Source organism: Bombilactobacillus sp. ESL1097, assembly GCF_058107205.1.
Genome location: NZ_JBYLUB010000001.1, coordinates 639,448 through 651,661, shown reverse-complemented (window position 1 = coordinate 651,661; position 12,214 = coordinate 639,448). Strand labels below are relative to the sequence as shown.

General features: G+C 38.2%; 16 protein-coding genes and 1 other annotated feature. All 16 genes read right to left on the bottom strand.

What is annotated here, in order from left to right; all coding sequences use genetic code 11:
- Positions 1-204: 204 nt before the first annotated feature.
- The 16 genes from gndA to AC3B6D_RS03075 all read right to left on the bottom strand — a co-directional run bounded on the left by gndA (position 205) and on the right by AC3B6D_RS03075 (position 12,213).
- Positions 205-1,620, bottom strand: a complete 1,416-nt coding sequence (gene gndA, locus AC3B6D_RS03150) for an NADP-dependent phosphogluconate dehydrogenase (protein ID WP_489757440.1) — start codon at positions 1,618-1,620, stop codon at positions 205-207.
- Positions 1,621-1,696: 76 nt separating this feature from the next.
- Complete coding sequence (locus tag AC3B6D_RS03145) at positions 1,697-2,254, bottom strand: DUF177 domain-containing protein (RefSeq protein ID WP_489757439.1); 558 nt, start codon at positions 2,252-2,254, stop codon at positions 1,697-1,699.
- A 9-nt stretch (positions 2,255-2,263) separates the two neighbouring features.
- The gene (locus AC3B6D_RS03140) at positions 2,264-3,403 is read right to left on the bottom strand and encodes a nucleotidyltransferase (RefSeq protein ID WP_489774891.1); all 1,140 of its coding nucleotides are present in this window, start codon (positions 3,401-3,403) and stop codon (positions 2,264-2,266) included.
- Positions 3,403-3,759: a ribosome silencing factor gene (gene rsfS, locus AC3B6D_RS03135; protein ID WP_489757437.1), complete on the bottom strand. Its 357-nt coding sequence runs from the start codon at positions 3,757-3,759 to the stop codon at positions 3,403-3,405. Before rsfS ends, AC3B6D_RS03140 begins: the two co-directional genes overlap by 1 nt.
- 9 nt (positions 3,760-3,768) lie before the next feature.
- Complete coding sequence (gene yqeK / locus AC3B6D_RS03130) at positions 3,769-4,353, bottom strand: bis(5'-nucleosyl)-tetraphosphatase (symmetrical) YqeK (protein ID WP_489774890.1); 585 nt, start codon at positions 4,351-4,353, stop codon at positions 3,769-3,771.
- Positions 4,337-4,987 (bottom strand): nicotinate-nucleotide adenylyltransferase, encoded by a 651-nt coding sequence (locus AC3B6D_RS03125; RefSeq protein WP_489774889.1) that lies wholly within the window; start codon positions 4,985-4,987, stop codon positions 4,337-4,339. The genes yqeK and AC3B6D_RS03125 overlap by 17 nt, the downstream gene beginning before the upstream one ends.
- Before the next feature lie 9 nt (positions 4,988-4,996).
- Complete coding sequence (locus AC3B6D_RS03120) at positions 4,997-5,314, bottom strand: YhbY family RNA-binding protein (protein WP_489774888.1); 318 nt, start codon at positions 5,312-5,314, stop codon at positions 4,997-4,999.
- 12 nt (positions 5,315-5,326) lie between these two features.
- Positions 5,327-6,445, bottom strand: coding sequence for a ribosome biogenesis GTPase YqeH (gene yqeH, locus AC3B6D_RS03115; RefSeq protein ID WP_489757433.1), 1,119 nt, complete (start codon positions 6,443-6,445; stop codon positions 5,327-5,329).
- Complete coding sequence (locus tag AC3B6D_RS03110; protein WP_489757432.1) at positions 6,438-6,977, bottom strand: YqeG family HAD IIIA-type phosphatase; 540 nt, start codon at positions 6,975-6,977, stop codon at positions 6,438-6,440. The genes yqeH and AC3B6D_RS03110 overlap by 8 nt, the downstream gene beginning before the upstream one ends.
- A gap of 151 nt (positions 6,978-7,128) precedes the next feature.
- Positions 7,129-7,485 (bottom strand): 50S ribosomal protein L20, encoded by a 357-nt coding sequence (gene rplT / locus AC3B6D_RS03105; RefSeq protein ID WP_489757431.1) that lies wholly within the window; start codon positions 7,483-7,485, stop codon positions 7,129-7,131.
- 36 nt (positions 7,486-7,521) lie between these two features.
- Complete coding sequence (gene rpmI / locus AC3B6D_RS03100) at positions 7,522-7,722, bottom strand: 50S ribosomal protein L35 (protein WP_489757430.1); 201 nt, start codon at positions 7,720-7,722, stop codon at positions 7,522-7,524.
- A gap of 20 nt (positions 7,723-7,742) precedes the next feature.
- Entirely contained in the window at positions 7,743-8,255 is a 513-nt protein-coding gene (infC, locus tag AC3B6D_RS03095) for a translation initiation factor IF-3 (protein ID WP_489757429.1), read from the bottom strand.
- A 48-nt stretch (positions 8,256-8,303) separates the two neighbouring features.
- Positions 8,304-8,413, bottom strand: a sequence feature (ribosomal protein L20 leader region).
- 42 nt (positions 8,414-8,455) lie between these two features.
- Positions 8,456-9,100: a TetR/AcrR family transcriptional regulator gene (locus tag AC3B6D_RS03090; RefSeq protein WP_489774887.1), complete on the bottom strand. Its 645-nt coding sequence runs from the start codon at positions 9,098-9,100 to the stop codon at positions 8,456-8,458.
- A gap of 6 nt (positions 9,101-9,106) precedes the next feature.
- On the bottom strand, positions 9,107-10,216 hold the full coding sequence (locus AC3B6D_RS03085; RefSeq protein ID WP_489774886.1) for an ABC transporter permease: 1,110 nt from the start codon (positions 10,214-10,216) through the stop codon (positions 9,107-9,109).
- Entirely contained in the window at positions 10,213-10,938 is a 726-nt protein-coding gene (locus AC3B6D_RS03080) for an ABC transporter ATP-binding protein (RefSeq protein ID WP_489774885.1), read from the bottom strand. Before AC3B6D_RS03080 ends, AC3B6D_RS03085 begins: the two co-directional genes overlap by 4 nt.
- Positions 10,939-11,091: 153 nt before the next feature.
- Positions 11,092-12,213: a uroporphyrinogen decarboxylase/cobalamine-independent methonine synthase family protein gene (locus tag AC3B6D_RS03075; RefSeq protein ID WP_489774884.1), complete on the bottom strand. Its 1,122-nt coding sequence runs from the start codon at positions 12,211-12,213 to the stop codon at positions 11,092-11,094.
- Position 12,214: the final 1 nt, after the last annotated feature.

Sequence of the window (12,214 nt, the reverse complement as noted above, 5' to 3'; positions counted from 1 at the left end):
CAAACCTCATTTTTTCTAATAAGCATGATTAATTTTATTGCTTTCAAGTATTAACTATTGGGAACAGGACTATTATAATAATACATTTATGCAATCTGCGCTATTTTAATGCTCAAAAAGAAGCTAAACAGTAGGAAAACTCGGCAATAAAATTACCGAGTTTTCTAACTTATCTCTATATTAATTACATTTTAATACTACAGATTATTGCTCTTCATACCATGGATAATGGAAGATACCAGCACGGTCAACGCGTTGATAAGTATGAGCACCAAAGTAATCTCTTTGTGCTTGAATCAAACTAGCTGGTAAAACAGCTGCGCGATAAGAATCATAATAAGCAATGGCCGCAGATAAAGCTGGAACAGGAATTCCCGCTTGTACGGCCCAAGCTACGACTTGACGCGCAGAATCTTGATATTTAGCACAAATATCTTTAAAGTAATCGTCTAACAATAAGTTATCTAAATCAGGTTGGTTCTGATAAGCCGCCGTTATCTTTTGCAAAAATTGCGCTCTAATAATGCAACCTTCACGCCAAATATTAGCAATCTTACCGTATTGCAAATTCCAATCATAATGATCAGAAGCTGCTTTTAACTGCGCAAAGCCTTGCGCGTAACTCATGATCTTGCTAAAGTACAAAGCTTCCCGAATTTTTTCAGTAAAGTCATCTGGAACTTTCATTTCTAACTTGGACGCTGGTAGCTGTTCACTGGCTTTAACCCGTTCATCCTTAAAGGTTGAGATATAACGGCCATAAACAGCTTCAGTAATCAATGATTGCGGCACACCTAATTCAAGAGCACTTTGTGAACTCCATTTACCCGTACCTTTATTACCTGCAGCATCTAAAATTACATCAATAATCGGTTGATCACTACCTAAATCATCTTTACGCGTCAAAATATCAGCAGTAATCTCAATCAAGTAACTGGAAAGTTCGCCTTCGTTCCATTGACTAAAAATTTCTGCTAATTGTTCTGGTGTTAATTGACCTAAATTACGCATCAAGTTATAACTTTCAGCAATCAACTCCATATCACCATATTCAATACCGTTATGCACCATTTTGACGTAATGTCCCGCACCATTTGGCCCAATATAGGTAACACATGGCTGACCATCATCGGTTTTAGCCGCAATTTGTTCCAAAACTGGCGCTACCAAATCGTAAGCTTCTTTTTGGCCACCAGGCATTAAAGAAGGGCCCTTCAAAGCACCTAATTCACCACCAGAAGTGCCCATGCCAATAAAGTTAATGCCAGACTTATCAAGTCGCTTATTACGTGCCATAGTGTCTTCAAAGAATGTATTACCACCATCAATTAAGACATCACCTTGATCAAGTAATGGTATTAATTCATCAATCACAGCATCCGTCGCCTTACCAGCCTTCACCATCATCACAATCCGGCGCGGTTTTTCCAGAGAATTGACGAAATCTTCAATCGTAAAGCTAGGAACTAAACTTTTGTCCGGATGATCTTCAATTACTTGCTTGGTTTTCGCCGTGGTCCGATTATAAATAGCAACCGTATATCCCCGACTTTCAATATTTAAAGCTAAATTCTTACCCATGACAGCCATACCAATGACACCAATGGTTGGTTTATTCATCTTCATGTGCCTCCTGTTGATCATTTGTCTAACAATACCCTATCACAACTCGCAACGATTGATAATCCTTAATTATTTAATCTTGCTTATCATCAGCAAAAAAATCTTTTAACTTGGATAATTCTTCACTAGCTTCTAGATTGGGTGTGGCTTTTTTTTCATAATCATCTTCTGAAATAACCGTCCACTCATTGCCCTGTGGCATAGCCCCGGTCGCTTGTTCTTGGGGCGTTAAAACCTGAGTTGGAATATTCAATAATAGATTATCTTCAATCGCTTGTTGTAAGTCTAAAGTTTGGTCCGTCAATGAAATAATTAAATCGTATTGCTCTTTTTGTTCTGGGGTAATTTGATCATCTGTTAAATTCGTATATGTTTCATGAAAAGTAAAATCAATTGGTAAAACAACCGGCTCTAAACTCCGTGTTGACGGATAAGTCATAGAACCTGTCAGGTGAAGATCTCCGAAAATAAATTGCCCATCTAAACTAATCGCGCCTTGAACCTGAATTGGGCTCACTTCCATGATTTGTGGGTCACGTTGCTTTAGATCGGCACTAACATCCAGCGTTTGTTTTAAAATTAATGGTTCTTGGCGATACTTTTCTAATTCTCGAGTTTTAAAAACTAACATTATAATCACCTACTTTCGTAATGGTTGTCGTCCAAAGTTTTGCTCCGGTAAATCAAATAACGTTAACAAACGATCTATTTGCACAGCATCAGCCATAATTCCCGGCTTGTTACCCAATTTTTGCGTAACTTTCGTAATTAACGGCCAACTCACTTGCTTGCGTAAATAATGCAAATGTTGTTGACCACTGACATTAAAGCCCAAAACCTGCAAATACGGTTGCGCCAACATTTGCTGCATTTGACTAGTAGAAATATTCAATAATACATACAGGCATAGCCGGCGCAAGCGCGCAAACGTATACCTTTTACTCTTAATACGATACAAAAAATCCGAAAAATTCGTACTGGTAACTACTGCTTGTTTGAGCTTATACTGCAAGCCCTCATTCATCTGGTAAATTTGCCCTAATTCTTCCAAACTACTCGTCAACAACCGATATTTTAAATACGGAAAAAGCTGCTGCCAACTGAGAAATGGTGGCTTTAACAAGTCAGTCACAAAGTCTGGAATTGCTAATTGATAAGACTGGTCTTGCAATATTGCTTGGCGAATGGCACTAGCACTAGAAAACTTTCCCGACAAATCACTTTGATCATGTTGCCCCAAGCCTTGCCTCGGCAGAGCAACCAGTTGCACCGCATAATTTAACTCAAACGCCGCCTGGGCGTAAGCAACACCTAGTAGCTCATTGGGATTAGTTAATGTTAAACCCAACTGTGATTGTAAGACTTGATTAAATTGTGTGGCATAGGTCTGACGATAATCTGTAAATGTTTCTTTAGATGGATTTATTTGGGCAATTTTTTGACCTAATGTTTGATAATCTAATTGTGCATTCTCTGTGCTAAAAACCAGGTGCGAAACTGCTAATTGTTGACACAGTTTCAGAGCTTCTCGGGCAAAAATATCTGCTGGTTGAACGGCACCATAAAACGGCAACTCAACCACCAAATCTACTCCCGCTGCCAACGCCATTTGCGCCCGCTGCCATTTATCAACCAGCGCAATCGCACCACGTTGAACAAAATTACCTGACATAATCACTATTAACACATCAGGCTGTAATTGCTGGCGAATTTGTTGCAGCTGCCATAAATGACCATTATGAAACGGATTATACTCAGCGATTACTCCACAAACGCGCATTATTTTTTCAGTAAGGGAGCAACTTCAACAACTGGTGCTTGTGACCATAGCTTTTCCAATTGATAAAATTCACGCGTTTCTTGAGTAAAGACGTGCACAATGACATCACCTAAATCCAACAAAATCCACGGTGAATTTTTTGAGCCCTCAATTTGTTTAATCGTTAAACCGTGATTTTCTTCGGCTTCAACCACCGCATCCACAATAGCATCAACTTGGCGCTGACTATTAGCATCCACGATGACAAAATAATCCGCAACCAAACTAACTTGCTGCATGTTTAAAACAGTAATCGCATGCCCGTGTTTGGAATCTGCTGCTTGAACTGCAATTTGCATTATTTGTTGACTATTCAATCGTAAACCTCACTTTTTGGCTGCTACAACCCATTGATTATAGCTATCAATTGTTTTCGGATAAATTTGCTGTTTCTGACTCAATAACAGTTGCAAGGTATGTTCAATCTGATAACTAACCCCGGCATCTAAATCTTGATCGGTAATTCGCCGAGCTTCTTCGACTCCCGGAAAATCCCGCCCTGCTTCTGTATAATCAGCCATAAAAACAATCTTATCTAAAGTCGTCATTTTCACGGCTGCCGTAGTATGATTACGCACCGCGTTTAGAATTTCTTCATCATAAATGCCCAGTTCTTTTTGAATAAAATAAGCACCTACAACGCCATGCCAAATCGCGTTCCCATAATTTAACAAATCAGGATCCAAATTTTCTTGTTTAATCACTTGAATAAATTCATCGGCACTACGTTCTTTGGCATAATCGTGAACTAGACCTGCCACTTTAGCTTTGGTTACATCACTGTGATTTAACTGGGCCAGCTCTACACTGCGTTGACTCGTGCGCACACAATGTTCAAAACGATAAGGTGACAATTTAGCTTGAACTTGCTGTTTTAAAGCAACAAAATCATAATCAGTTTGAACGATCATTACTATAAAGCCCCTTTTCTTCAATATATTGACGTACTAAATCAGGAACAAAATACCGAATTGAGCCTTGGGTCTGCACTGTTTGGCGAATCCACGTGGAACTAACGTCAATTTCGGGCATATTAATCCAAATCAGCGGATATGGTGAACTTTTTTCATAACCTTTGCGACAAACACCGACAAATTGCACCATTTTCGTTAATTCATCAATTTTATGCCATTTCGGTAAATATTCGACCATATCGCCGCCAATAATAAAATAATATTCATTTTCTGGGTGCATTAATTTTAATTGACGCATCGTATCATAGGTATAACTAATACCACCCCGTTTTGCTTCAATCAAACACAAATCAAAATTTTGATGATCAATGATGGCTCGTCGCACCATCTCAACACGATGTTCAATCGAAATAGCGGTTTTCACATCAACATGTGGTGGTTTAGCATCTGGAATAAACAAAATCTTATCTAAACCCAATTGAGCAAAAACTTGATCCGCAATCATCAGATGCCCAACATGTGGTGGATTGAAAGTTCCACCTAAAATACCAATGCGCTTTTTTTTCGTTGTGGAAGCCATTTGAGTTTGTGGCTTGGTAACTACTTGCTTAGTAGTTAAGGTCTGCGCCATTTTGATCACCTATCCTTTGATTTTTGCCACCTCAAGACTTAATTGTTGGTGTTCTTTTTGTGTAGCAGGTCGATAAAAAACCGCAGTATGACCGATTTGTTGCACTAAAATAATTTGACTATCCGCTTGGGTAATTGTGGCAACGACTTCGGTCCGATTAACCGGTGCCATTTGTAACCAATTAATTTTAATTAATTCTTGTAATTCTATTTGGTCTTGCAGTTGTTTCAGAAAATTAGCACTGAGACCATTCTTGCCGATTTGAAGACTAGGTGTCAAGGATTGCGCTTGACCTTTCAAAAATTTTAATTGCTTTTTATTTAACATAATTTACTCCACTTAATTAATCAAAGCGGGCCGCACATTAACTTTAATCCCAGCTGGCAAATAAGCTTTAACGACCACATGAGCTGGGACACAAACCCAGCCCAAGCCAGAAAACACAATATCACTTTTTTCGGTAGTTTGAATTGTGTGAGCTACTAATTGTTCAATTGGCTCCTTCGTTTGGGGATGCGCCAACAAGTCGCTTCGGTGAGCTTGATAAAATTCATCTGCATGGCTTAACTTAGTGCGGTGAACATACAATTGATTATTCACAAAAGCCGCAAAGGAACCCGCAGCACCTTCTAAAAAATCTAACCGGCCTAACCCCGCTAAAAACAAGGTTTGCTGGGGCTTTAATTGAAAAACTTTCGGATGTAATTCACTTTGTGGTGCTAGATATTTGAGATCTTTGGCCGTTAACAAATTAGCAATTTGACCGGGATGGATAATTCCTGGTGTATCAATCAAATCACCACCACCAGCTAACGGAATTCGAATTTCATTTAAAGTAGTTCCCGGATAACTAGAGGTCGTAATTAAATTTTTCAGTTCACTGTTAGCTTGTAAAATGGCATTAATCAGTGTTGATTTGCCGACATTAGTAGAACCGACGACATAGACATCTTGACCATGACGCAATTGATCAATTTGGTGCATCAATTGGTCAACATGCGTTAATTTTTGGGCACTAACCAGTTGCGTACCAACGGGATGCAAGCCCATTTGTTTGACCTGTTGTTGCAGCCAATTAACTAATTTATTTTGATTATAGGAATTAGGAATTAAGTCCAGCTTATTGCCAACAATTAACACAGGATTATTTTTAATATACGATTTTAGGTTGCTGACAATGCTTCCCGAGAAATTAAAAATATCCATCACGTAAACAACTAGCGCCGCTTTTTGACCAATGCGTTTTAACAGTTTTTGAAAGGAACGATTATCTAACGGAACTTCCGCTACTTCATTATAGTGTCGCAAACGAAAACAACGTTGACAATAAAGTTCTTGGTCATCCAAAGCTGATTCGGCCTTTTTCAGGGCACTACTAGGAACAAAACCGGCTAACTGGGCATTAGTACTCTGTAATTGTGCCCCACAACCTACACAAGATAATACTTCATCAGTCACGTAAATGCCGCCTCCAATCTAGTTGTGGATACAGAAAATGATTAATCTTTAAAATGGGACGTTCAATCATCCGATTAATCCGGGTTTTTTTAGAATCCGTCGCCACTAACGGTTTGACTAAGATTGTTTGCACTCCGGCCAAATTACCTGCCAAAACATCAGTCATTAACTGGTCACCAACCATTACTACTTCTTGTTTACGATAAGAGTTAGATTTGAGATATTTGCGTAAAGCAAACGGTAATGGTTTCAAGGCTCGTGCAACTATTTTAATTGGTAATCCCGCCACGGCCCGACTAACCCGCTCTTCATTATTATTCGACACAATAACTAATTGAATCCCATGAGCGGTCAACGCCTTTAACCAATTGGCTAACTGCGCATTTTGGCGATCCTTTTGATTCCAAGGAATCAAAGTATTATCTAAATCCGATAAAATCACTTTAATCCCTGCCGCCATAAATTCTTCAGGGGGGATTTGTGTGATTTGTTCAATCATCATGTTTGGCTTGAAGATTCCCAGAGTGTTCACTTCCTCTATATTATCCGTAAAAAAGTTGAGATTTAACGTAGATATCAATTATCTATCATAATAAACTCTACATAACACTCAACTTTTAGTAACTTTTTATTTTTAAACTCATTCGATGAAAAACACGTAACTAGCTAAGCTAGTTACGTGTTTATTTTAACGCATCTTTAGCTAAATCAACTAACTTCTTAAAAGCACGTTGGTCATTAACTGCTAAATCTGCTAACATCTTCCGATTGATATCAACTTGAGCTAACTTCAAACCATGCATTAATTTGCTATAACTCAGATCATACATCCGAGCACCAGCATTAATCCGGGCAATCCACAATTTGCGGTAATCACGCTTAACTTGCTTACGATCCCGAAAAGCATAATGATAAGAATTAAATAACTGTGTTGATGCTGCTTTAAATTGAATATGTTTAGAACCGCGGTAACCCTTGGCTAACTTAAGAACTTTCTTCCGACGTTTGCGAGTTACTGTTCCACCTTTAACACGTGGCATAAAGATTCCTCCTAAAAATTATTAAATAAAATAATGTTATTTGTAAGTAGTCAACATTTGTTTGATACGTTTCATATCACTGGAGCTGACCATTGCTGATTTAGCTAATTGACGACGTTGTTTCTTAGTCTTACCGTGGAAACGGTGACTAGTATAACCATGATCACGCTTCAAACCACCATTAGCAGTAAATTTAAAACGTTTTGCTGATGCACGATGTGTTTTTTGCTTAGGCATAATAAAATCCTCCTGCGTTGTTATTTTTTCTTATTGTCATTAATTGGAGCAAGCATTAAGAACATACTACGACCATCCATCTTTGGCCGCGTAATTACGGTTGCAACATCTTTCGTTGCATCTGCCATACGTTCCAAAACATCCCGACCGATTTCTTTGTGAGTGATAGCACGACCACGGAAGCGAATCGAGATTTTAACTTTTGAACCCTTTTCGAGAAATTTACGAGCATTCTTGAGTTTGGTATCAAAATCATTTTGCTCAATAGTTGGACTCAAGCGAATCTCTTTGATGCTAACAGTCTTCTGTTTTTTACGAGATTCGCGGTCCTTTTTTTGTAACTCAAACCGATATTTTCCATAATCCATAATTCTAGCTACTGGAGGTTTGGCATTAGGCGAAACCAATACCAAATCCAAGTCTGCTTGTTCGGCCAAGCGTAATGCTTCCTGCTTAGTCTTAACACCTAATTGTTCTCCATTAACTGAAATTACACGCAATTCACGTGAACGAATGCGATCATTCACGATCATATTGTTTTTGCTATTATTAGCTATGGGTATCCACCTCCGAAAAATTATCACTCACAAAAAATGCGGGTGCCGAAGCACCCGCAATCAATTATCGATTATTATTATCTAACCCAGTGGCTTTAAGCTTGGGTGAGAAGCGGGAGCTTCTGCTTGTTTCAACACTTAAACAGTATAGTTTTCATTTAAGCAGAAGTCAAGAATTATTTTTTAACTGCTTGTTGAATCCAAAAAATCATCTTTTCCATTGTTTGTTCTTCTTGCCGAGCATCAATGCCATTAGGATCTTGCAATTTGTAATTTTGAATAAAAGTAACTAACAATTGACCAACGATTAAACGGATTAAATCAGTAGCAGTCACTTCTGAACTGACCTGCTGATCCGTTTTTAACAATTGTGTTAAGATCTCTAACGCTTTGTTTAACTTAGGCTGCACTATGTCTAACACCTGCGTGCGAAAGTTCTGATTGACTAAAATTTGATCCAACACAATCAAAATAATTTGCCAGTTATTAGCCATAAACTGATAACGATCACGCATAATATACGCTATCAAATCTCTAACATTAGTGGCCTGCTGTTGAATTTGTTGTAAAAACTGATCACTGATCTTGGGAACCATTTGTTGCATCAACGGCGTAATAATTGCCTGCAACAAGTCAGATTTATTTTTAAAATGTTTAAACATCGTTGCATCACTTAGACCGGCTTCTCGTGCAATAGCCGCAGTCGTGGTTGCTTGATAACCTTTTTGCGCAAATAGCTTAACTGCTGCTTGAAAGATTTTCTTTTTACCAGCCGGAATCTTTTCATCAGCTAACCAAGAATCAACAATTTTTTGAGTCATATGACTTTAAACCTTTCTGTAACGTTTTAATCCTATTATATTACCAACAGTTAGTGCTAAAAGAAAGACAACGAGAACTAAAAGATCACCACTAATCTGATTCAAAGTAAATCCTTTCATAATCACATTCGTCAAAGCTTCAGAAGCATACTTTAATGGTAAAATATCAGACAACCATTGCGCCCATTTAGCCATGGAAGTTAATGGTACAATTCCGGAAAAGAAAATTTGGGGAATGACGATTACTGGAATGAACTGCATCATTTGAAATTCGGATTTGGCAAAAGTGGACATAAAAATTCCGGATGACAAAGCCACTAAAGCCAAAAGTAGAGTGATTAATAAAACTAACCATAAAGAACCAACGACTTGCACTTTCAAAATACCTACCGTAAACAAAACAATTAAAATAGTTTGCAAAATAGCGATTAGTCCATAACTCAACATATAACCCCAAACGATTTCAGAACGCTTTACTGGAGTGGCTAACAAGCGATTCAACGTTCCTGAGGTCCGTTCACTTAACAACGCCATTCCTGAAATCAAGAAAACAAAGAAAAAGACAAAGGCCGCCATCAGAATCGGCATTAATTTGTCAAAAAATGTCGAATCTTTCGTACCGTAGTTATAAGCATTATGAATTTTTAGTTTTTTAGATTGACCTAGCACTGTTGGTTGTTGCAATGTGGACGGCAAAACTTTTTGAAGAGTTTGAAATGATGATTTTAATTGATTTATATTTTTTTGATTCAAGGCCACTTGTAAAGCTGATTTAGCTAATTTGGTTTTGCCCGCATCAACATTCGCGTAAGTGACCACCAACTTATTTTTACGTTGAACAATGATATTATCCACCTGTTCTTTTTTCAAAGCAGCCTTAGCTGATTGAGGGGACTGATAAGTTTTAACATGAACATGCTGGACCTGATTTAAATTATGTTTTAAACTTTGCGAAACTTCTACGGTGCCAATTGTAACATTAGTTGTGGTATTAACATTAAAAATATAATTCATTAAAGCTAAGACAATTAACGGCGCAATAAACATGAGCGCCAAAGTCTTCTTATCACGAAATAATTCCTTTAATACACGTTTGGTAATAGCCCATGTTCTCATTTCAAGTCACCTTCTGCTTTCAAAAAGACTTCTTCTACTGTTTGAACATTGTATTGTTTTTCTAAATTCCTGGGATGATCATTAGCAATAATTTGCCCATCGGATAATAAAGCTACCCGATCCGTCAATTCCGCCTCATCCATGACGTGAGTGGTAATTAAAATGGTCCGGCCACTATCGCGCAAGCGCATCAATTCTTGCCAAATTTGCTGGCGCAATGCTGGATCAATCCCCACTGTCGGTTCATCTAAAACTAATAATGGCGGATTACCTAATAAAGAAATCGCTAAAGATAACCGCCGCTTCATTCCGCCCGAATAACCACTAACTCGTTTTTTGAGGTCTGATGTCAAATCAACTACCGCCGCCGCATGTTGAATTTGTTCATCAATTTGTTGTTTCGCAATGCCTTTCATCTGTGCAAAAAATTGTAGATTCTCATAAGCGGTTAAAGAATCATATAACGCATCCGTCTGAGCCATGTAACCAATATCTTTTAGTAAAACGCGATTGGGCATAACAGTATCAAATACCGTGGCTTGGCCGGCATCGGCTTTTTCCATACCTAAAGTAATCTTAATGATCGTGGATTTACCAGCACCAGAGGGGCCGATCAAGCCCACTATTTCACCAGCTTGTACTTGAAAACTCACATCATCCAAAACTGTTTGTGGGCCAAACTTTTTTTGAATATCAATTAATTGAATAACTTCTTGAGTCATGGCAACCTCCATAATTTTAGTAAGTTAGTAATTACTTACTTACAAAATTTATTGTAGCATTGTCACTGGAATTTACAAGTTAACTCACTAAAAAAGGCTGAAACAACGATGATTGTTCCAACCTCTCTTTTAATTGCTACTATTAATTTGACTTTATTCGGACCATACTTGACTAGCCACGTGATTCATCAAATCAATTTTGGCCCATTGCTGTTCTCCAGTTAAATCATTGCCTTCTTTAGTTGAAGCAAAGCCACATTGTGGTGACAACGCCAAATTATTTAATGGCACAAAATGGGCCGCGGTTTGAATTTGCGCAATAAGTTCTGCCGCTGTTTCCATTTGCCCAGTTTTTGTCGTAATTAATCCCAAAACAAAAACGGCTTGCGGTTGTTCTTGATGAATTTGCGCTAAGGGAGCAAAATCCCCATCAGCTTGCTGATCATCATATTCTAAGAAAAAGGCATCATAGGGTAATTGTGTCAAAATATCAACAATATCTTGATAAGTTCCCCCACCTAACGGTGCTGAATGAAAATTACCGCGACAAATATGAGTTGTTACGATTAAATCGGCTGGTAAACTGGCTAGTAAATCTTGCAGCAGTTGCACGATTTCTTGTGTTAATTTTTGTGCTGCTTCTGGTTGCTCTTGTAACCCAGCAAACGGCAATGTAATTCCCAATAACCACGGGTCATCTAATTGTAAATACCGTAAACCTAAATCATAGAAGTGTTGAATTGTGCGTTGATACGTAATCAAAATATCGTGCAAATATTCTGCGCGCGTCGCATAAAATTGTTCTACATTATTAATTACTGCAAAATTACCCCTAAATAAGAGTGGCGTTGGTGCTGGAATGGTCACCTTATCTTGTTCATCATCGTGTAAGAGGCTATTTAAATACAAATAATCCGCAAAAAAAGGATGTTGCGCATTGTACTGAATTCTACCAGCCAATTGTAAACCATCATCAACTAACTGTTGCCCACTAAAGTTCAATTGAAAACCTTGTGGCACGACTGCAATTCCGGTTAACCCTGCCAAAAAATCCAAGAAAAAATTTTCACGGTTAAATTCACCATCATTCAGCACCGCCAAATGATGCTGGCGTTGCTTGGTTACTAACTGTTTGACTGCTTGTTGTTGCAGTGCTTGAAATTTTTCTGGTGTTAAACTGTGATCTTTTGCTTGTTGGTAAGCCGCTTTTAAAGTTGCTGGTCGTAAAAAGCTCCCCACGACATCAGCATGATAAGGATACTTATTGATTTTCATA